The organism is Bacteroides sp. ET336 (assembly GCF_024733815.1).
Taxonomy (GTDB): Bacteria; Bacteroidota; Bacteroidia; order Bacteroidales; family Bacteroidaceae; genus Phocaeicola; species Phocaeicola cellulolyticus.
Genome location: NZ_JANRHK010000014.1, coordinates 14,732 through 36,006, shown reverse-complemented (window position 1 = coordinate 36,006; position 21,275 = coordinate 14,732). Strand labels below are relative to the sequence as shown.

The 21,275-nt window shown below is 39.4% G+C and carries 16 protein-coding genes; 4 read left to right on the top strand and 12 right to left on the bottom strand.

Annotated elements, in window-relative coordinates:
- Positions 1–506 precede the first annotated feature (506 nt).
- The gene (locus NW213_RS12180; protein ID WP_258322942.1) at positions 507–2,072 is read left to right on the top strand and encodes an ATP-binding protein; all 1,566 of its coding nucleotides are present in this window, start codon (positions 507–509) and stop codon (positions 2,070–2,072) included.
- 15 nt (positions 2,073–2,087) lie between these two features.
- On the opposite strand, the gene NW213_RS12175 is transcribed toward NW213_RS12180, so the two are convergent.
- On the bottom strand, positions 2,088–3,761 hold the full coding sequence (locus tag NW213_RS12175) for a glycoside hydrolase family 10 protein (protein WP_258322941.1): 1,674 nt from the start codon (positions 3,759–3,761) through the stop codon (positions 2,088–2,090).
- A 144-nt stretch (positions 3,762–3,905) separates the two neighbouring features.
- Here NW213_RS12175 and NW213_RS12170 point away from each other — a divergent pair, with 144 nt between their 5' ends.
- The 3 genes from NW213_RS12170 to NW213_RS12160 are packed head-to-tail and all read left to right on the top strand — an operon-like array spanning position 3,906 to position 6,930.
- Positions 3,906–5,336, top strand: coding sequence for a carbon starvation protein A (locus NW213_RS12170; RefSeq protein WP_258322940.1), 1,431 nt, complete (start codon positions 3,906–3,908; stop codon positions 5,334–5,336).
- Positions 5,337–5,348: 12 nt separating this feature from the next.
- Positions 5,349–5,669 carry a heavy metal-binding domain-containing protein gene (locus NW213_RS12165; protein ID WP_154044602.1) on the top strand — a complete coding sequence of 107 codons (321 nt, stop codon included), beginning with the start codon at positions 5,349–5,351 and terminating at the stop codon, positions 5,667–5,669.
- A 19-nt stretch (positions 5,670–5,688) separates the two neighbouring features.
- Positions 5,689–6,930, top strand: a complete 1,242-nt coding sequence (locus NW213_RS12160) for a hypothetical protein (RefSeq protein ID WP_258322939.1) — start codon at positions 5,689–5,691, stop codon at positions 6,928–6,930.
- Between the two features lie 127 nt (positions 6,931–7,057).
- Here NW213_RS12160 and NW213_RS12155 read toward each other — a convergent pair whose 3' ends face one another.
- The 11 genes from NW213_RS12155 to NW213_RS12105 form a co-directional block, all read right to left on the bottom strand.
- On the bottom strand, positions 7,058–8,314 hold the full coding sequence (locus tag NW213_RS12155) for a phosphoglycerate kinase (RefSeq protein WP_258322938.1): 1,257 nt from the start codon (positions 8,312–8,314) through the stop codon (positions 7,058–7,060).
- A 128-nt stretch (positions 8,315–8,442) separates the two neighbouring features.
- A complete protein-coding gene (locus NW213_RS12150) occupies positions 8,443–9,660 on the bottom strand; it encodes an acyloxyacyl hydrolase (protein WP_258322937.1) in 1,218 nt (405 codons plus the stop codon).
- 15 nt (positions 9,661–9,675) lie between these two features.
- On the bottom strand, positions 9,676–10,632 hold the full coding sequence (locus NW213_RS12145; RefSeq protein WP_258322936.1) for a hypothetical protein: 957 nt from the start codon (positions 10,630–10,632) through the stop codon (positions 9,676–9,678).
- A 29-nt stretch (positions 10,633–10,661) separates the two neighbouring features.
- A complete protein-coding gene (locus NW213_RS12140; RefSeq protein ID WP_258322935.1) occupies positions 10,662–11,855 on the bottom strand; it encodes a hypothetical protein in 1,194 nt (397 codons plus the stop codon).
- A 21-nt stretch (positions 11,856–11,876) separates the two neighbouring features.
- Positions 11,877–12,455, bottom strand: a complete 579-nt coding sequence (locus tag NW213_RS12135) for a Crp/Fnr family transcriptional regulator (protein WP_204390735.1) — start codon at positions 12,453–12,455, stop codon at positions 11,877–11,879.
- Between the two features lie 158 nt (positions 12,456–12,613).
- Entirely contained in the window at positions 12,614–13,501 is an 888-nt protein-coding gene (locus NW213_RS12130) for a DUF4377 domain-containing protein (RefSeq protein WP_258322934.1), read from the bottom strand.
- A gap of 197 nt (positions 13,502–13,698) precedes the next feature.
- Positions 13,699–15,603 (bottom strand): trehalase family glycosidase, encoded by a 1,905-nt coding sequence (locus tag NW213_RS12125; protein ID WP_375338144.1) that lies wholly within the window; start codon positions 15,601–15,603, stop codon positions 13,699–13,701.
- 23 nt (positions 15,604–15,626) lie between these two features.
- Positions 15,627–18,788: a glycoside hydrolase family 2 TIM barrel-domain containing protein gene (locus NW213_RS12120; protein ID WP_375338143.1), complete on the bottom strand. Its 3,162-nt coding sequence runs from the start codon at positions 18,786–18,788 to the stop codon at positions 15,627–15,629.
- A gap of 10 nt (positions 18,789–18,798) precedes the next feature.
- On the bottom strand, positions 18,799–19,401 hold the full coding sequence (locus tag NW213_RS12115; protein WP_258322933.1) for a lysine exporter LysO family protein: 603 nt from the start codon (positions 19,399–19,401) through the stop codon (positions 18,799–18,801).
- Positions 19,398–19,679, bottom strand: a complete 282-nt coding sequence (locus NW213_RS12110) for a lysine exporter LysO family protein (RefSeq protein WP_258322932.1) — start codon at positions 19,677–19,679, stop codon at positions 19,398–19,400. Before NW213_RS12110 ends, NW213_RS12115 begins: the two co-directional genes overlap by 4 nt.
- A 57-nt stretch (positions 19,680–19,736) precedes the next feature.
- Positions 19,737–21,263: a RagB/SusD family nutrient uptake outer membrane protein gene (locus NW213_RS12105; protein WP_258322931.1), complete on the bottom strand. Its 1,527-nt coding sequence runs from the start codon at positions 21,261–21,263 to the stop codon at positions 19,737–19,739.
- Between the last annotated feature and the right edge of the window lie 12 nt (positions 21,264–21,275).

Here is a 21,275-nt window from a genome sequence, read left to right as displayed (position 1 = left end):
CTCAAAAACTCCTTGTCTTTTCAGGAAAAACTTCTTTTTCTTCTTCATAAAGTGACGGGTTGTCAATATTTTTTGTAAAAGTTGCCTTGTTTTATTCTAAAAAGAAGATTTTTAGATTTATTCTAGTTTTGATAGAATGATATAAAAAATGCTTTCTTATTGTGTCGGTGTAGGTGAATGGGTGGTTTGTGCGTTATTTTGAAAGTATTAGGTCTCTATTTGTGATAGAATGATTTGGTAAAACTCTCTGAGAATTGATTTTTCCCTGTCTTGATTTATATTGGTATTGATTATTCTATTCTTGGAAATCGCAAATAACAGAATGTCAATTTGACAAAAATATATTTCTGTCAATATTTTGCAATCATGTCATAGGATGTTTTTATTAGTTCTTAGCGGAAATTTTTATGGTGTTGATTTATAGAAATCAGCCTAAAGCTGTTGGTTATAATTTAATATTGTGTTATCTTTACAACATAATATTAAGAATCGAATAAAGTCTGTTTATGAAATACCCGATAGGAATCCAGAGTTTTGACCAGTTGATAGAAGACGGTTATGTGTATATCGACAAGACCGATATGGTATATAGCCTTGTGACCGAAGGTAAAATCTACTTTCTTAGTCGTCCGCGCCGTTTCGGAAAGAGCCTTCTGGTTTCTACATTGAAGAACTATTTTCTTGGTAGGAAAGAACTTTTCAAAGGCTTGAAGATAGACTCTCTGGAGAAAGACTGGAATGTATATCCGGTGTTTCATTTGGATTTCAATGGTACAGACTATACTGTTAGGGGAGGTCTTGAGAAAAAAATAAGGTATTATCTTTTGTCTTGGGCAGAAGAATATTCTTTACCGGAACGAACTAAAGAGCTTGGTTTGGGCGACTTGTTTGCTGAACTTATTCGTGTTGCCCATGAGCAGAGCGGGCGACGTGCCGTAGTTCTGATAGACGAATACGACAAGCCTATTCTTGATGTTCTTGATGTGGACAAAAATCTTGAGGAAGAGCATCGCAATACATTGAAAAGTTTCTATTCGGTGTTCAAAAGCGCTGATGAGCATCTTCAGTTTGTCTTTCTTACTGGAGTTACCAAGTTTTCTCAGGTCAGTGTATTCAGTGGTTTCAATCAGCCTTTTGATATAAGTATGCACGGCAAGTATGAAACTCTCTGTGGTATATCACAGACTGAGCTGGATACAGTATTTCGTGAACCGATAAAAGAAATGTCTGGCAGATACGAATGCTCATACGATGAGATGCGTTCAATGCTTAAGTCCCACTATGATGGTTATCATTTCAGTAAGAACATGACTGATGTTTATAATCCATTCAGCCTGCTTAATGCTTTTGCAACTCTGGATATCTCTGACTATTGGTTCAAGAGCGGAACACCTACCTATCTCATCCGTCTGCTTTCGCACACCGACGAGAATATGGACGAGATAACGGGGCGCTATTATTCGGCTGAGGAATTTATAGATTATAAAGCTACTGTAGAACAGCCTTTGCCGATGATTTATCAGAGTGGTTATCTTACTATAAAAGACTTTAATCTGCGCCGCAATGTCTTTCTTTTGGATTATCCGAACAACGAGGTAAAGAAAGGTTTTCTTTCTCTTGTTGCCAGCAACTATTTCAATACTCGTGAGAACATCTATTCATGGATTCGAAATGCTGCTTTTCAGCTGGAGGACGGAAAGATTGAGGATTTCCGTACAGGTCTGACTTCTTTCCTTGCCGACATTCCATATATAATGCGACGTAAGGAAAACGAACGCGAACGTGAAAGATATTTCCAATATACTTTCTATCTTATTATGCGCCTTATCAGCGTATATACGGTTTATATTGAAAAGCTGCAAAGTCAGGGTAGAGTGGATTGTATTGTTGAAACTCCTGATTATGTCTATATATTTGAATTTAAACTTGATGGTACTGCAGGTGAAGCTCTGCATCAGATAAATGAGAAAGAGTATGCTCTTGAGTATTCTTCCGATAAAAGAATAATATACAAGATAGGTGCTGTTTTTTCATCCGAAACAGGTACCATTGCAGATTGGCTCTGCGAGTAGCCTCTCTGCATATTTTCATTGATCTCTTTCTGACATTATCAGAGTTATATTCTCCTGTTTCCCGTCCGGGAGTAAATATTGAATAGAATATACTCCTTTCTGGAGTTTCTTTATCAATTCATCAGAAGCGCTTTTCGTTCTGAAAAGTTCCATTCCGGTGATGTCGTTTACGACAATAATGCATCCTTCAGGTGCTTCCGGCAGTTTGTTTACGGAAATTATTCTTTCGTCGTCTGCCGGACGGTTTATTTCCAATGGAGAACTTTCATTGCCGTAGCGGTCGGTAGCCGTGATAGCCCAAAAGCGTTTGATTTTTCCAGCCTTGAGGCTATAACAGAAACTGTTGGAACCATGCTTCAGGCAGATAATGTTTTTACCGTCGTTTATATCTACCGGATAGAAATCTGAGGCGTATATGTGATAGCTTGCTTCTTCTGTTTTCGAAGAGTCCGCTTTATCCCAGTTAATCATCACACTGTCATTCCTGAATGATATTACTCCGTTTACAGGTTGAGCTGGAGCAATGCTGTCCTGCCATACCATTGGAGGTACGGCAGCCGGATATGTATAGAATTGGCATTTCAGGCTGTCTGTAAGACCACACGTGTTTTTCATCAGAAATTCGTTTCTGAAGAAAGCCTGTCCGTCAAGTCCGTTGCGCCTTGTGAAATATATCTGTCTCATTATCTCATTTATGTCCCATTCGTGGGCCTTTTGTTTCAGGAAATATATTCCCAGTCCGGGAACCACGAATCGCCCGTGTTTGTTCTCTTCCCAATCGAGCGCAAAAGGGTAGAAATGGTTGTCGCGGAAATACATCATCGGGAATATGGCATCGTGTATCCCTGTTTTCAGCCATAGTTTTGCATCCTGATATACGGCGTTGTAGGCGTTCCATCCTTTCGAGCTGTAGCGGCGTGTGTCGTCATATTTGCCTACAGGCGAGCTGCTTACTTTTACCCATGGCTTTATGAGCTTGACGTCATTATATATTTCTCTCACTATTGATGTGATGTTGTCCCTACGCCATTGCGAGATAGTTTTCCCTTTCCCATATTTGCGGAACGTCTTTCCGTCAGGAAAGTTTTCCGCGTTCTCCGGATATCTTATATAGTCCAGATGAATTCCGTCGATGTCGTAATTCATGCTTATTTCCTTTGCTATTGCTGCCAGATATTTTGCTGTTTCAGGATTGCCCGGGTCAAGATACCAGGCTCTCTTGAAATGTATGCACATCGTTGGCTTTTTCTTTACGACGGATTGTTTTCCGAGCAGTTTTACCTGTCTGTCATTTCCTGCAGGGATGCATACCATCCACGCGTGAATTTCCATTCCGCGCTTATGGCATTCTTCAATTGCGAATTTTAGTGGGTCGTATCCCGGATTGCGGCCTGTCTTGCCTGCCAGCGATTCTGCAAATGTTTCATAGATTGAAGGATATATCACGTCACCTCTTAGTCGTGTCTGGAACAAAACAGTGTTGAAGTTTGCTTCTTTCAGCATATCCAGCTGCTTGCACAGTTCCTCTTTCTGACGCTTTATTCCATATGCTGATGTCGCTTTTACTGTAGGCCAGTCCAGTCCTCCTATGGTTGTAATCCATGCAGCCCTTATTTCATATTTGGATGAGGCTTTTATATTGGCTGAGAATATAGCCAGCATGGACAGTATTATTATGATTCTTTGCATATTACTGATATTTTGGCTGCAAAGATACTAAGACTTTGCCGAAAAATCTTTATAATGAGAGTAATCTGTAGTTTTATGTTTTATTTCTGATTAAATAACATTACTTTTGTAACTTAAAATAAGGAAAATCAAACAAAAAATATTATGATAACGTTTAGTTTAGCTTTAGTATTACTTATTGTAGGCTATCTGGTTTACGGAAAATACGTTGACAGACTTTTCCAGCCGGATGCTTCGCGCAAGACTCCTGCCGTTACTATGGCAGATGGGGTGGATTTTATTCCTCTTCCTACGTGGAAGATTTTCATGATTCAGTTTCTTAACATTGCCGGTCTTGGCCCTATATTCGGAGCCATAATGGGTGCGCAGTTCGGTACGGCATCTTATCTTTGGATTGTTTTCGGTACTATTTTTGCCGGAGCAGTGCACGATTTCTTTTCTGGAGCGCTTTCCATACGTAATTCCGGCGAGAGCCTTCCTGAAATTATCGGAAGATATTTGGGATTGACCACTAAGAAAGTGGCATGTATATTTACCGTACTCCTTATGATTCTGGTAGGTGCGGTGTTCGTGTCGGGGCCGGCAGAACTACTTGCTGGCATGACTCCTGATTATATGGATATGTATTTCTGGATGATAGTGATATTCGTATATTATATTCTTGCCACAATGCTTCCAATCGACAAAATCATAGGACGTATATATCCGCTGTTTGCGTTTGCCCTGCTGTTTATGGCAGTTGGAATTCTTGTTATGCTTTATGTAAAATCTCCTGAACTTCCTGAAATGTGGAACGGTTTCGGAACAAAATATGAGAAGAACCCTATCTTCCCTATGATGTTTATCTCAATAGCCTGTGGAGCAATCAGCGGTTTCCATGCCACACAGTCTCCTCTGATGGCAAGATGTATGGTCAACGAGAAGCATTGTCGCCCTATTTTCTACGGAGCAATGGTGACAGAAGGTATAGTAGCTTTGATATGGGCTGCTGCAGCTACATATTTTTTCCATGAAAACGGAATTGTGGATCAGGCTACAGGTATTGCTTATTCGGGTGCGAAGGTGGCTACAGATATTTCCAATCAGTGGCTTGGTACTTTTGGTGGGATACTTGCCATTTTGGGTATAGTTGCAGCTCCTATCACCAGCGGTGACACTGCACTCCGTTCAGCTCGACTTATCGTTGCCGACTTCCTCGGTATCGAACAGCGCAGTATCGCAAAACGTCTGCTGATATGTATTCCTATCTTCCTTCTCACTGTTGGACTTCTGGTATTCAGCTTCAGCAATGCTGAAGGTTTCAAGATTATCTGGCGATACTTTGCATGGTGTAACCAGACACTTTCGGTGTTTACACTTTGGGCAATAACTGTATATCTTGTGAAGGATAAGAAAAACTATTGGGTGACTCTTATTCCCGCCTTGTTTATGACATGCGTATGTTCTACATATATATTGATAGCGCCGGAAGGTTTCAGCCTTTCGCCTGTAATATCTTACTGGGGAGGAATGGCATGTGTCATAGTGGCTGCAATATGGTTTGTGGCATGGTATAGAAAATCTGTTAAACACTAAAATATAGATAATATGTTAATGACAACAACCAATAATGTGGAAGGCAAGCGTATTCTGCATTATTATGGAATAGTCTCTGGTGAGACTATAATCGGTGCAAATATGTTCAGAGACTTGTTTGCAAGTATTCGTGATATCGTGGGCGGACGTGCAGGGTCTTACGAAGAGGTTTTGCGCCAGGCTAAGGATAGCGCGATGAAAGAAATGTGTGATGAGGCTATGCGTCTTGGAGCCAATGCAGTCATAGGAATAGATCTTGATTTTGAGACTGTAGGTGGAAACGGAAGTATGCTAATGGTTACAGCTTCGGGGACTGCTGTATATTTGGAATAATATTTTTTATAGGGTAGAAATGAAGAAGAGTTTAGTTGCGGTAGCCTTTATGGCATTACCGGGGTTGATGATGGCCCAGAAGAAAGGTTTTGATTACAAATTTTACGGTCAGGTTCGTACTGATTTGTTTTATAACTCAAGAGCAAATTCGGAAACTGTTGACGGATTGTTCTATATGTATCCGAAAGATATATCTCCTGATGCAGATGGTAAGGATCTTAACAGTTTTGCCAACGGTGGATTCTATACACTGTATTCACGTCTTGGAATTGATGTGAAAGGCCCTGAACTGATGGAAAAGATAAAGACTTCTGCAAAGCTGGAAGTAGATTTTCGTGGTTCGGGTACCACTTTCTCATTGTTCCGAATGCGTCATGTATATTTTAATCTTGATTGGGGTAAATCAGCTTTGCTCGTAGGTCAGACATGGCATCCTCTGTATGGTGATGTGGCTCCTGACATCCTGAATCTGAATATGGGTGCTCCATTCCAGCCTTTCAGCCGTGCCCCACAGGTGAGATATAGGTTTACTACACAAGGAATGGTGCTTACGGCTTCGGCTATATGGCAGTCGCAGTATCTTTCTGTAGGTCCGGCAAATAATATTCCGGGAACTACATCGACAGCAAAGAGCCAGAATTTCATAAAGAACAGTTGTGTGCCTGAATTCTATTTCGGGGCTGACTATAGAACACTTGGTATGATTCTTGGTGCCGGCGTGCATGTTTCTTCTATGACTCCACGTACGCAGTCGGAAACGGAAGGTAAAATCTTTAAGGTGAACGAACGTATAACAGGAGTTTCCGGCGAGGCACATTTTAAGTATGTGAAAGATGAATTCTCCATAGCTGCAAAGACATTGCTGAGCTCCAATCTTACAATGACAAGTACAGTAGGAGGATATGGAGTGACATCTGTTGACAGTCGTATAGGAGAGCAGGAATATGCTCCTTTGAGAGTCTCTCATTCGTGGATAAATATGGTTTATGGAAGTAAGTTGCGTTTCGGTGTTTTTGCCGGCTATCTGAAAAATCTTGGAGCAAAGGAAAACGTGACCAGTCTGATAGGTACCGGTACAAATTTGGATCAGCTGACAAATGCATCAGCCGAGCTTACATATAATATTCCTAACTGGAAATTCGGTGCGGAATATTCGTGGGCAGGAGCATGGTACGGAAACAATGACTCAAAGGGAAAGGTAGTTGATACACATCTTGTAAAGAACAACCGTATAGTGTTTACTGCGATGTTCCAGTTCTGATTATTGACAGACAATAAAATAAAAACTCCATATGAATGTTTGCAAATTGTTCATATGGAGTTCTGACAAAAAGAAAAGGAGACCTGAACGGCCTCCTTTCTTATTATGGTATGAAATAATTCTCAAATTATTTGTCACCACGGATAGCTGCGATACCCGGAAGGATTTTACCTTCGATAGCTTCAAGCAAAGCACCACCACCAGTAGAGATGTAAGATACCTGGTCAGCCATACCGAACTTGTTGATACAAGCAACAGAGTCACCACCACCGATGAGTGAGAATGCACCTTCTTTAGTAGCTTCAGCGATAGCTTCAGCGATTACTTTAGAACCACCTGCGAAGTTGTCCATTTCGAATACACCTGCAGGACCGTTCCACAAGATAGTTTTTGCACCCTTGATAGCAGCTCTGAACTGTTCGCAAGTTTTAGGACCTGCGTCAAGTCCCATCCATCCGTCAGGAATATTGTTGTCATCGCAAACTTGAGTGTGAGCGTCGTTTGAGAAAGCGTCAGCAGCTATACAGTCGCAACCCAATACGAGGTTAACACCTTTAGCTTTTGCTTTGGCGATTATGTCAAGAGCCAACTGAAGTTTGTCGTCTTCTACCAATGAGTTACCGATCTTACCACCTTTAGCTTTAGCGAAAGTAAATGCCATACCACCGCAAAGGATCAGGTTGTCAACTTTATCCATCAAGTTTTCGATGATACCGATCTTAGTAGAAACTTTAGAACCACCCATGATAGCAGTGAAAGGACGTTTGATATCTTTCAATACGTTGTCAACAGCCTTAACTTCTTTTTCCATCAGGTAGCCCAACATCTTGTGGTCTGCATCGAAGTAGTCAGCGATAACAGCTGTAGAAGCGTGTTTACGGTGAGCTGTACCGAATGCATCCATTACGTAGCAGTCAGCGTATGAAGCAAGAGTCTTAGCGAATTCTTTCTGAGAAGCTTTCATTGCTTTCTTAGCATCTTCGTAAGCTGGATCTTCTTTTTCGATACCTACTGGTTTACCTTCTTCTTCAGGATAGAAACGGAGGTTTTCAAGCAAAAGAACTTCACCTGGTTTAAGAGCTGCAGCAGCTTCAGAAGCTTTTGCACAGTCTGGAGCGAATTTTACTTCAACACCAAGAGCTGCAGAAACAGCGTCAACAATCTGGCTCAAAGAATATTTAGCGTTTACTTTGCCTTTTGGTTTACCCATGTGTGACATGATGATCAAAGCACCACCGTCAGCAAGGATTTTTTTCAATGTAGGAAGGGCACCGCGGATACGAGTGTCGTCTGTAATTTTACCTTCTTCATTCAAAGGCACGTTGAAGTCAACGCGAACGATTGCCTTTTTACCAGCAAAGTTGAATTTGTCAATTGTCATCATAATCGTAATATTTTTAATTAAAGAGTTTTTTCTTTATTAGACGTTCGCAAAGTTAACAAAAAAATATTACAGATGATAAAATGTGATAATTATTTTCATTGGTACTACAATTACAAGATATAATTTTGTCAGTATCTGTTTTTCTTTGCATTAAATCTGTAACCTATACCTATCATAAGGTTGTTCGGATTCTTGAATTTATATAGTTGATAGCCTACGTGAAGAAATACATTTTCTGTAATGCTTGTTTTCAGGACAAATGTCTGATAAAAGGAATTTGTGTCAGCGCCACGGCATACAAAGTTTTTTCCTATACCAAAATTGATAGAGAATATAGGCATTACCACTTCAGCTCTGGCTGACAGTCCGAGTGAGAATTGTTCGATAAAAGGCGGTCTGAAAAATTTCACATCATCAGTTGGCGTATTTGTATTTGCCACGTGGTCGGTTAGGTTTGCGCTCTCGTCATATTGAGCGTCAAGAGATAGCCCGGCGCGGAAAAACCTGTTGAAGTTGTACATAGGATTGAAATTAAGTCCTGCTACAGCAAATTTACCGGGGATTAATATTCCGGAACCGTCTGACCAGAAAATACCTTTCTTTTTTGTCGCGCCATATACTATCAGGTCATAGCTTACGTATGGTTTGAATCCTTGTTCCGGTATAACAGTCACTCGGTCATTATTGCTAAACTTTGATTTGGGATCATCTTGCGGACACCACATCAATCCTATACGCCCGTCAAGTGTGTTTACGCCATAGTTGGGGTAATTTGTGTTACCGTTTGAATAGTGTGTAAGTCCTATGCCTGCTCTTAACGCCACTTCATGAGTCATCTGCCAGTTGAGCAGCAAACCTAAATTAATATAGGCATTAGTCTTTGAGCCGACGATAGTGTTAAACGGATTCTTTTCTTCATCGTATTTCTTCCATCCGAATGAAGCTCCGAAATTCCATTCGTAGTCTAATGACAGTTTTTTTGTTAGTGATGCTATTCTGGATGTCTGGAATACATAAACGGCGAGTGGGTTTCCTACTTCTTTTGTGTTATTGAAAGTATTGTAGCCTATGCCTATACCCTGAATGGTATTGGGATACATTTTTCCCACATAGCTGTCAGGACCAAATTTAAAACCATACTTTATGTGTCCGGAGAGGTTGGTGCGTATGGGAGATTGCGCCAGATTATCTCCTCTGAAGAAACTTTTTGTCGGGAATGTGTATGCTGGTTTGAAGTCAATACCTATTACGTGTATTATTTTTCTCTGGACACTGTCCTGCCTTTCTGCGTTGAGCTTTGCTGCTACAAGGCATAGTAACAGAATTACGGTAATATATTTTTTCATTATTTATAGTCTAATTTAGGGGATGAGGTAATCGAACGGGTCTTTACTGCTTAGTCTTCCTGTAAAAACACATTCTTCTCCTGTGTCAGGATTTGAGGCATGTACTTTATAGTTTACATGGAATTCTTCAATATTGTTATATACTTCTATCTTTTTTGTCTCTCCTGGTTGAACTGTTGTGGAAACAACAAAGTCCTTGTCAAGCCTGCCCGTCCAGAAACTTTGTTCCTTCAGTCCGAATTTAACTTTAGTATTTCCCATTACGGGTTTACCGTCCACAATGTCCGGTATTGGTATTTCAGCAAGATTTTCTCCGAGAATCTTATCCAGATTGTTGAAACTATCATAGTCATCAGGATAGAACTCGATTTTTCTGAGTGAGTTCTTGAATGGATAGAAGTTTAATGTAACAGGTCCTCCTTCTGAGCCGGAATTGTTTACGGTTATGCCATCCACTTGTTCCACGACGTAGTCACTATAATAGAAATCATTCTCGAAATCGTATTCCACTTTGTCTATAACGAATTTGCTTGTTGGTTTCAATGATACATTTATTTCCTTGTGGTAATATTCGTTTCCTACTATTATACTGAAAGCGATAGGATGATTGACAAGATTTTTGACACATATAATCTCTAACTCACGATTATTCCTTTTTTCTATGCGGAAAGCGTAATATGTACTTTCGTAGTAAATGATTCCTGTTTCTCCTTCATACAGCAACGGAAAATAATTATATATTGGGTTACCCTGAAGATCATATATGGTATAGTCAAAAGTGTTTATCGCAACACCTTCCATACTTGATATGTTCCAGTTGTCTGAATCAAAATTCAGTTTAAATGGTTTGCCGCTTTCTACACGACATGTATCAGGGTACTCAGAAATGAAATTGTCAATAAAAACATCTGAGTTGCAGCTGGTAAACAATGTGGCAAAGAGAATGGATAAAATTGTAATTTTTGTTCTCATGATTGTCTGTGTGTGTTGTACTGATTACGTTAGAATTCTTCTTTATAAGTGACTTTGAACGGTAAAACCTGAAAAACTCTTCTGTCTGCTGTAGTCAGTTCTAGTTTATATGAGATGGAACTTCCGTTTCCCTTTTCGATAAGTGTCTGCAATGTCTCTTTGGGAAGAAGCTCTTTCAGATAGAGTCTGCCGTTCTGTAAATGTATTAGTCTTGCTTTCTTGCCAGTATCGACAACGAGCATGTACGAACGGTTATAATGGCTTATAGTACTTCCGGCATATCCATCACGGGTGGTAGTTTCTATGCTTGAGTTTGCATAGCTTAGTGGCCTGTTTTCAGTTGGCTCAATGAATTCCATATTCTTGTTGAATATCACTTCATTATAGCTCAAGTCGTAGATGTCTGTTCCCTTGGGTTCCATATCTTCGTCTGTTGAGAAAAGACTGAATTCAAAATGTCTGAACCTGTCGGATACGGTTATGTAGGCTCCGTTTGTAAGCAATTTTATTTTGACGTGGTCTCCGTCGCATGTTATTTCGCATGATTCTTCGTTTCTTGCTTTTACGGAATATAAATCGTTGTAAGAAAGGACGTCAAATTCAAATTCATTACCGGAGATGATATTGACTTCATCGTTTATGGATGTAGTGAGGCTCTTTATATTTGATAAATCATCAGGATAAGCATTCTGTATTTCTTTCAGCTCTTTACTGCTTATACGTTTGTAGGTGGAGTAACCGTAAATTTTTACTCCGTCAGCACGAATGCCAAGAAAATCAATGATTTTCATAATGTCTCCTTTTAAAGATACGATACGCATTACCAGATAACCATTTTGGCTGACTCTGTTCCCATCCTCATAATCATAGGCATATGTCTGATATCCATGAGCCGGAAAAGCATCTACATACATGTATTCTTTTAGTGATTCAGATGACTCGAAATAATACTGGCTTGGTCCTCTTCCCACCAAATCTTCATAATAGTCTTTGGTAGAACATTTTCCGTCGCTGCTAATTTCATATGTAATAACGTGCTTCCAGCCATATCCTACGACTGACGATTCAAATTCTTCTGTTGAGATATTGGCGGCATCAGGTATATAGCATTCTCCGTTAGCATCGAAAGAAAAAGTAGGATAAATATCTTCCTTGTTGCACGATGCAAAGAAAACAACAGATAAAATCGCTATGATGAATGAGTGAAGTTTCATGGTTTTCATATCTTTGGTCTTTATAGTTTATTATTTTATCCCTAGGGTTTGTTTCCTTCTTATTCTGCTCAAATGTATAGGAGTTATTTTCAGATAAGAAGCAATTTCCTTCAGAGGAATAAGTTGGATAACGTCCGGATATCTTTCTATAAGTTGAATATATCTTTCTTCCGGAGTGTAACGATACAAGTTGATGTATCTCAGATATATCTGGTTGAATAGTTGTTCGGATGTAGTACGTGCCAGTATTTGTCCGTTTACTGTGTTTTCATACTCGTGGTTTAAAACGTCTGAATGGCAAAAAAGAATTTTACAATCCGTTACAGCCTGAATACTTATTTCTGCTTTCATTCCGTAAAGGCAAAAGGGATAGTCTGCAACAAATTCACCGGGAAATGAGAACCCTATGTTGTAATCCTTTCCCTCTGTTACATTCCGGCAAGTGTATTTTACTATACCTGATTCAAGTAACCCGCAAAACGGAAATATATCTCCTTCTTTCTGTATATATTCATTCTTTTTGTATTGACGCAATTTCCCTTTCCTATGGCATAAGTCAATGTAGAAATCTGCGTCAATCCCCGCCATGTATGTGTTGAATTTAGACATTGTTTGAATCATGTTTAGATTATAACATGATATAAAGGTAATTATTTATTTTTATACAATGTTTTTTTTATAATTTATTCTGATATAATATCTATTGTTTACTTACAGGTTGTTTTTTTGTAATGCTTAAATTGTCTTTGTTTTAATGGAATCAATGTTTATTTTATGCTATGGCTTACCGCTACAGCCTTTACTCCGGCTTCAGGATATTTCTCCTGATAATACTGTGTAAAATCTTTATAGAAATATGGAACAGGTGTAGGACCGGCAGATTTGCTTTTTGAAGGATTGCAAATGAATACATCATATTTTATTGCATTTTCTTCATTTTCAGGATCATTGCCTATAATGAAAGTCCATTCCATAGTTCCTGCTACCGTTCCTTCAGGTTTAAGATTTTTATATGATTCCGGAAAGTCAGCACCATCTATGTTCATTTTCTTTATAAAACCAAGCATACCTATTTCCTTCTTTTCGTTTACAAGAAGCCATCTGGTCCAGTCGTTTTCTATATAGCAATTTAGACCGCCGAATGTAATCATAGGATTTGAGTTTATATCTTCTTCTATGATATCTTTATTTTCCGCATCAATATAATATCTGAAATCAGTATCAATACTGCTACAGTATTCAGTGTAGAACCATTCAGGGATAAAATTGTTTGGAACGTCATCAGATGTTTTTTCTTCCTTGGAAATCAGTTCCAGCTGCTCATATTCCGTCCACGTCGGGTCTCCCATGCTATGATCCAGATAGTTGGTCTCGCTGATGCGTAAAGTATATTCATATCCAGGTTCGTATTCAAATCCTTTTATACTTCCAAGTTGTTCCCATTCGGCAGAATGTTCCCTCATTACTGCATATACTTCAGATAAGTGATTCTCTCCGGATGAAAATAACAGCCCTGGCACTTTCTCAGACGCTATAGTGATGGTATATTCTTCATAACCAGTAATTTTCCTGCCTTCTTCTTCCTTTTGACAACTGGCAAGGATTGATGTACAGATTAATAACACCAGCGTTTTAAATATTTCTGAAGATTTCATATAGATTTCAAATTTTGGTTCCCTTAAGCAAATGTAGATTTTTATTTTTTGAAAAACAAAAAGATTATTTTCAAATCCATATCAATAGCGAACGTTCTTAATATAGGTTTATTGTTATATCATAAAGAAAAAGAGTTGCTCATCATGACAAACACGACAAACAACTCTTTATAGATTGATATGCAGCTAGTTATGGTTTATTTACCAAAATCCTCGTATAACATAAGCAGATGCGATGCGCTCCAGCTGAAATGAGGAGCCTGCAGGCATTTGCCAGTATGTGTTCCGTAATTCTCGTGGATAGGTGATGTTCCGGTCAGACCTTCGCACCTGTCGAATACTTGCATCGTATATTTGTCCGCAAGTTCGCTATATCCGTAGTTCCTTAATCCTTTTATCGCTTGATATGTCTGATCCAGCCATATAGGTCCTCTCCAATATCCGTTAGGGCTGCATTTAGGATTATCCGCAGCAGCGGTAGGGAAGGGGATATAAGTAGAGAATTTTGCTGTATCTGTCAGCATAACCAATGCTTTTTCCATCTGTTCCTTGCTGGCTATTTCAGTCCAGAAAGGAGTATATCCTTCACAGGCAGCTTCCTGTACGAATTTTCCGTCAGGCAATTTTCTGTCGCAGAAGAATCCCATATCTTCATTGAAGAAATAATCTGCCACCTGATTGCTATAGTCAGGACCATCGAATTCATAACCCGTAATATCGGCAAACTTCTTGAGAAGTTTACATTCGTATGCCAGATATGCGTTCAGGTCAACACTTTCCTGGTCGAAACTCCATGCGTCATCGGCGTTTTTCAGCATCTTGCAATTGTCGAACCTTATGGCATTGTCCATTCCGCTTTCCCATCCTGCAGCTTCCAGTGTTCCGTCTGTACATCCGAATTCGCACATACCGTTCTTGTTGTGGTCGCGTTTGTTGAACCACCATTTATAGTATGACAGCAATTGAGGATACATCTCTTTCACGAAAGCCGTATCGTTGTTGAATTCAAGAATTTCATCCACAGCCCAGCATACCAAAGGTGGTTTGCTGTCTCTTGCATTATTCTCTTTCGGGTCAGTGTATATACAGTCAATAATCATTCCGTCAGGTAGCTGATAGTCGAACATTGCACGTATGTTATTTTTAGCCAGTTCAGGCTCGAACCTTGCCAGTGCAGCCGAAAATCTCCAGCTGTCCCAAGCCCAGAAACCTATGAAATAGTTTACTGCGTGGCTCGGTATCACTCCGTCGTGCAAAAGTCCTTCTCTATGTGTCCTCCAGTTCGAAATCAGAGTTACAACAGATTTTGCCGCTATTCTGTTGTATTCATGTTTCATATCATTTCTTATGATTTTGCTCAGATATCCTTCCCATCTGGCATTGTTCTTTTTAATGGCAGGTTCAGGATTGTTAAGCAATGCAATGGCTTTCTGCTCTCCGGACATGAGTTCGTTTTCCGAAGCATAGAAAGAAATGGCAACATACGTGTTGCTGCTGTTTGATGTAGCGGTATAGTTGCTGTCATTGTCGATAACCTCAAAATCCTGTGGCAAAGTAATCTGTACGGTTTCGCCATTCGTATGGCTTGCTGTAATAATGTTATTGCTTTTTTTCAAAGTAACATCTTTGTTCCAATCTTTACCTGTTATTGAAAACTTGTTGCCCGTATTGTTCTTTATATTCAGCAGTGCAGTATTGGCCGATACAAAAAACATTCTCTGTTCTATTGAGCCGTTTTCTGAATTTGCAGTCATGTATATTTCGCCCGGGAAATACGAAATAGAGTCCGGAGTCATTTCTGTTCCGTCAATATTTACCGAAACAGCGGATTTTGCGAACCAGACTCTGTTGTCTATACTGAACGGACCGCAGAAACCGTTTATCCATTTATCCTTTTCAGGAATTGTAAATCCCATCCATGAACCGGCATCAGTGAAACATCCTACACGTCTCATATTGTGTTCGGGAGTGACTGATATGTTCAATATGTTTGGATACTGATACCTCAGACAGGTGTCAACATCTGCGTTATTTTTCATTCCGCATGATGTTCCTGCCAGACAGAGGCATGCCAGTGTGAGTGCTTTTATTGATTTATTCATATAAGTTCTGTTTTTATTCAGTTTTAAAACCATTTTTTGTGTGACATTTCTACAGGGTCTTTACCCATTGGAATATACTCAATAGTATAGCTGTAGCTTCTGTCCTCAGGAGTGATGGTATATTCAGGATGTACTTGTGCTCCCCAAGTATTGTCACCGCCTACACCCATGTTTATATCATCAATGTTAATCCATACCATATCTTTCTTTTCGATGCTTCCGCCATGTCTTCTTTCAACGTTGAACGGACGATAGGCGATGTCGTCTATCGGGAAATTCCATGCGCTAATGTTCAGAGGATTTTCACCCTTGATCAGGATACCTTCACCCTTATCATTACGGAATGCGCTCCATCTTACATCGCATTTATTTGCAGTCTCTTGAGCTCTAACGTATGGATGATACTGTTCCCAAACATCGGCGTTGTATAATCCTATCATAGCTCCGGTCTTACGGTCTATATAGTTTTCATGAGGACCTCTTCCCAGCCATGTCATCTGTTCGTATTCGGCAGGTATAACCAATCTCATTCCGAAACGTGGAATTTCAGGCAGCTGTTTTGTTCCTACACTGTAGCTCATCGTAACGTTAATCGCTCCGTTTGATGCAACCTTATAAATCGTAGTCAACTCTGATTCAGTCTCTTCCAAAGAGTATTCGGCTGTTACTACTATGATATTCTTTGCTGCATCCTTTTCAGCTTTTATGTTCATGAGTTTTTTATCCTTGCCGGCATTGTCCCATATCTTGCATCTGGCAGGAGCACCGTTGGCTACATCGTTGTCTGTCCATGCGCGTCTGAAGTTCGGACACGGACCTTCTTTTATGAATTCTTTTCTGCCATAAACCAGTGATGTGATTTCACCGTTTGCTTTGCTGAATGAAACGTTGAAATTGTCACCATTGATATTATAAGCCTCATTGTTGTCGTTCATGTTCAGATTGCCATTCAGCTTTTCTGCTTTCATTTCAGGCATATCAACCGGAAGTTTCCATTGTTCTATGGCAGCTATATGACCTTTTTCTACCAATGGCGAATTGTTTGTTGTAACAGCTTCCAGTCTCAGGAAATATTCCCTTCCGTCGGCATTCAACTCCTTGAACGGTATTTCTACCATACCGCTTTCGCGTGGAGCCAGGAAAGGCATTTTCATGCTTCCGCTTTCAATGCTTTTTCCGTCAGCTTCTACATACCATTTCAGCTCATAATTATCCAATGAAATGAAATCATGCCAGTTGGTTACCTTAATCTTGTTTTTAGTGAAGGCAACAGGAACGAAATGTACATATTGGTAAACTTTCTTCACTTCCCAGATGTGCGGATGCAAGCTTCTGTCTGAAGCAACCAGACCGTTGGCGCAGAAGTTAGAGTCGTTAGGAATACCGGCATATCCCATGTCGCCGCCATATGCCCAGATATTGTTCCCTTTTTCATCTTTCTTTGCGAATGTCTGATCTACCCAGTCCCATATGAATCCGCCCTGCAACTGGTCGTATTTATATATCAGATCCCAATAGTCCTGAAGATTACCCACACTGTTACCCATGGCATGAGCATATTCGCACATAATCATAGGTCTTGCGTCACGCTGGTTGATATGTCTTCTCAATGACCATATTCTGGCATACATAGGGCAGTAAATGTCGCTCACGCTGTCATATCCTCCACCTTCGTACTGAACAGGACGTGTCTTGTCAATGTTTTTTGTCCAGTGGTATATAGTTTCAAAGTGTTTGCCATATCCCGACTCATTGCCTAGCGACCATGTAACGATTGATGTAAAATTGCGGTCTCTCATAACCATTCTGCTCATTCTTTGCATGAAAGCACCTTCCCAATCAGGATAATTGGCAAGAGTACCGTCTTTGTGCGACATCATTCCATGACTCTCAATGTTAGCCTCATCCACCATGTAAAGGCCGTATTTGTCGCATAGATAATACCATGCATAATTGTTAGGGTAGTGGCAGTTTCTGACAGAATTTATATTGAAATGTTTCATCAGTCTGATGTCCTCAACCATGCTTTCCACAGTTATGGTACGTCCCTTCACGTTGTCATGCTCGTGTCTGTTCACACCTTTGAACAGAACGGCTTTTCCATTTATCAGTTGCATACCGTTGAACATTCTTACATTTCTGAAACCGAAAGGATGGGCAAACGATTCCAGACAATTGCCTTGTCCGTCAGATGTCGTAATCACCAAAGTATATAAGTTTGGAGTCTCGGCATTCCACGGCAAAACATCTTTAAATTGTTTTCTGATGCTGATAAGCGTATCGTTTTCATTCTCCAGTTTTTCTTCTGAGGTGAAAATTTCCTTGCCCGCATTGTCAAGAAGTCTTACGGTTACGTTGCTTCCGCTCACCGGAGAATTTACTATGGCATCAAGACTGAAATCACCGTCTTTATATTCGTTCACAAGGTCAGCGTTTAGCTTGAAATCCTTTATTCTGGTGTGTGGACGGGCATAGACGTAAACATTTCTTTCTATACCGCTATATTTCCAGTAATCCTGGTCTTCCATATACGAACCGTCGCTGAAGCGGAACACCTTTACAGCAAGTTTGTTTTTCCCTTTTTTCAGAAGTTTGGTGATGTTGAAATGTGCAGGCAGACGGCTATCTTCACTATATCCTGCCAGTTCTCCATTCACCCAGCAGTAGAAAGCGGATTCCACTCCTTCAAAATCGATATAAATATCCATTCCGTTCCAGTTTTCAGGAACTGAGAATTCTCTCACGTATGCTCCTACCGGATTATAGTCTTCCGGTTGTACTGGCGGATTGGTTGGGAAAGGATATGACACGTCCGTATATATAGGAGCGTCAAAGCCTTGAAGTTCCCAGCTGCCCGGTACTTCAATGTTTTTCCATTTTCTGGTGTTGTAACCAATCTTATGAAAGTCGGCAGGACATTCATTGTTGTTTCTTGAATATAAGAATTTCCAAGTTCCGTTTAGCGAAATTCTTCTTTCTATCTTCGGATTGACATCGAATCTTGTCACATCATCCAGTAATATTTGGTTCAAGGCAGCCTTTTCGCTTATGTATGGGATGAAATGTGCGTGCATAGGTTCGCGGTTTATCTCATTCACAAGAGGATTTTGCCAAGGCTTGTCCGAATGTGCAAAAGAAGTAAAAGCAGTAAACGACAGTATTGAGTATATAAATAGTTTCTTCATGATATCAGTTTTAAATAGAACAGAAAAAAGTAACAAGGAAAGGAACGCTGAAGTCAACCACAAATCCGTGGAAGATTGAAACCACCACAAATTCCTGTCCGCTGCATCTTGTAATGATCGGCAGTGTGGTATCCATGGTTGTAGCTCCACCTGATGATATTGGAGCCAGATTGCCGAACCATCTTACCAGTAATGGCGCAGCCAGCAGAGTTATTATTTCCCTTGTAATATTCGACAGAAGGGCTATAGTTCCTAGTTCGGCTCCTTTGTATTCGGTTATGAATATACTTGATAACGAATAATATCCGAATCCGCTACCTACAGCCATACATTCAGCCATAGTTCTGTGTGTCAACACGAAACTGGCTAAAGCTGTTCCTGCCAATGTTCCCAGTATTGTCATTACCGGTAGGAATACCAGTCTTGGATTTAATGCCCGGAAGTTCTTTATAGTTTGCGGATCATTACCGATGCTTAGCCCTACACTGAACATAAGGGCACATAAAGCATAAAAACTTATGTCTGTTTCAGCAATATTGAATGGAACAAGATTGAATAATCCTGTGAGACATCCCAACGCGAAAAAACCTACTATTATCAGACTTCCTTTCATGCTTTTCCTCCTTTCTTTCTTTTATATAGTGCATACCATAATAACCATGCTGCCACACAACTGCCTAGGATAGCGGCTATTGTTATGACAATAGCTTCCATTCCCAGAGTGGCAAGACCGTTGATGATTTGTTGGTTGCTCCCTACCTCTATTCCAAGAATGAAAAGTAATACCCAAATAAGCGTAGTAATGATAGAGCCTAGGAATTTCAGGCGATAGTTTTTTATTGCATAGCCTAAAAGAATTCCTCCGAACATTATTCCAATGACTGTGAACATAACATCATATTTATTAAGCAAAGTTCTGCATAATATTATGCAGAACTTGTATTTATATTATTTAGATGAAAGACTTTCGTTAGAATTTATTTCAGTAAGAGGTGTTGGATAGAATGATTTACTTTCAGTGAAACCGCTTCTTCCAGCACTTTCCAATTCTTCTGAAAGTTTACCCCATCTTCTTAAATCATACCATCTCATATTTTCAAGAGGGAATTCTATCATTCTTTCATGTTCAATTTGTTTTTGTACTTCATCTTGTGATGTTCCTTTCATGGCAGGCATGTCTCCATGTTTACTTCTTACTTCATTTATTAATGGAATAGCCTGTTCAGGAAATCCTTGTTTATTTAATATTTCGGCTTTCATGAGCAATACGTTGGCATATCTCATTAATGGAACATTGATAGCACAATAATTAGCTTCAAGTTCTTCAAGGGTAGAAGGTAAGAATTTTCTGAATACAGGTTTGTTATATGTAGTACCATTATTATTGAACCAATCATCATAGTTCATTCCGTAAACGTTATTGTTGTTGAAATAATCACATTGGTAAAATATTGTTTCATATAATCTACTATCGTAATTTCCTTGTTCATTAGTACCTTCTTTGGTGAATTCGTTAAGTAATTTGTTGGTAGGAAGAATTTCATCCCAACCTCCAAGTTCGGAACATGCCATCCATTTGTGGAACTGAGTTCTGTAAGAAGCACCATTCGCGGTATTCATAGAGAATTGTATTTCAAAAATCGATTCTTTTGAATTTTTGTTTGTTCCGTCGAACATACTTAAAAAGTTTTCTTCTAGTTCATAACCTTTTACGTTGTTCAAAGCCTGAAGAGCATTATTCAAATACTCTTCTTCTTTTTCCGGATATTCATAAGCCATGGTTAGGTATGCCCATCCAAGATATGAGTATGCAGCTCCACAAGTAGCTCTACCTATATTGTTGCTATCATATTCTTGTGGAAGATTAGTTGCAGCTTTAAAATCTTCTACTATAAATTTCCATGCTTCTTCTCTTGATGAAAGATTTTTATTCAAATCATTAGGGTCAGTAATATATTTGTCACGTATTATTATTTCTTCCCAATTCAATAAGAGTTGCATATGGTAAAAACCTCGCATGAATCTTCCTTCATTTATGTATTTATTTTTTTCTGTTTCCGATATAATATCATTACTGATTTCTTTTGTTTTCTCTATAATTTGGTTGGAGAAGCTTATACCTCTATAATATGATTGCCAGTAAGATGCTATTTGTGAATTACCATTTGAGTATGTAAATAAGTAAAGTTCTACCCAGTTAGGATAGTTCATAGCATCGCTACCTAATGAAACTATATCTTCTCTGTAAGCTTCTACAGGCCATTTTACTTCTGCAAAAGACCATTTATCACTGCTGTATGTCATTAAATACATTTGAGAATAACATGCTGCCAATCCGGCTTCTACGTCAGAAGCGTTTCTCCAAAAATTTTCAGAGTTTAATTGGTCTGGTGATTCTACGGTAAGAAAGTCATCACAAGAAACAAAAGCCAGACTTCCTAATAATCCAACTATAAACGAGTATATCTTTTTCATATTTTTATTCAT

Excerpts from the sequence above, each read along its gene's own strand:
- NW213_RS12180 (WP_258322942.1), top strand. The coding sequence starts at position 507 with ATGAAATACCCGATAGGAATCCAGAGTTTTGACCAGTTGATAGAAGAC.
- NW213_RS12155 (WP_258322938.1), bottom strand. The coding sequence starts at position 8,314 with ATGATGACAATTGACAAATTCAACTTTGCTGGTAAAAAGGCAATCGTT.
- NW213_RS12170 (WP_258322940.1), top strand. The coding sequence starts at position 3,906 with ATGATAACGTTTAGTTTAGCTTTAGTATTACTTATTGTAGGCTATCTG.
- NW213_RS12135 (WP_204390735.1), bottom strand. The coding sequence starts at position 12,455 with ATGTCTAAATTCAACACATACATGGCGGGGATTGACGCAGATTTCTAC.
- NW213_RS12160 (WP_258322939.1), top strand. The coding sequence starts at position 5,689 with ATGAAGAAGAGTTTAGTTGCGGTAGCCTTTATGGCATTACCGGGGTTG.
- NW213_RS12125 (WP_375338144.1), bottom strand. The coding sequence starts at position 15,603 with ATGAATAAATCAATAAAAGCACTCACACTGGCATGCCTCTGTCTGGCA.
- NW213_RS12165 (WP_154044602.1), top strand. The coding sequence starts at position 5,349 with ATGTTAATGACAACAACCAATAATGTGGAAGGCAAGCGTATTCTGCAT.
- NW213_RS12105 (WP_258322931.1), bottom strand. The coding sequence starts at position 21,263 with ATGAAAAAGATATACTCGTTTATAGTTGGATTATTAGGAAGTCTGGCT.
- NW213_RS12175 (WP_258322941.1), bottom strand. The coding sequence starts at position 3,761 with ATGCAAAGAATCATAATAATACTGTCCATGCTGGCTATATTCTCAGCC.
- NW213_RS12145 (WP_258322936.1), bottom strand. The coding sequence starts at position 10,632 with ATGAGAACAAAAATTACAATTTTATCCATTCTCTTTGCCACATTGTTT.
- NW213_RS12115 (WP_258322933.1), bottom strand. The coding sequence starts at position 19,401 with ATGAAAGGAAGTCTGATAATAGTAGGTTTTTTCGCGTTGGGATGTCTC.
- NW213_RS12120 (WP_375338143.1), bottom strand. The coding sequence starts at position 18,788 with ATGAAGAAACTATTTATATACTCAATACTGTCGTTTACTGCTTTTACT.
- NW213_RS12130 (WP_258322934.1), bottom strand. The coding sequence starts at position 13,501 with ATGAAATCTTCAGAAATATTTAAAACGCTGGTGTTATTAATCTGTACA.
- NW213_RS12110 (WP_258322932.1), bottom strand. The coding sequence starts at position 19,679 with ATGTTCACAGTCATTGGAATAATGTTCGGAGGAATTCTTTTAGGCTAT.
- NW213_RS12140 (WP_258322935.1), bottom strand. The coding sequence starts at position 11,855 with ATGAAAACCATGAAACTTCACTCATTCATCATAGCGATTTTATCTGTT.
- NW213_RS12150 (WP_258322937.1), bottom strand. The coding sequence starts at position 9,660 with ATGAAAAAATATATTACCGTAATTCTGTTACTATGCCTTGTAGCAGCA.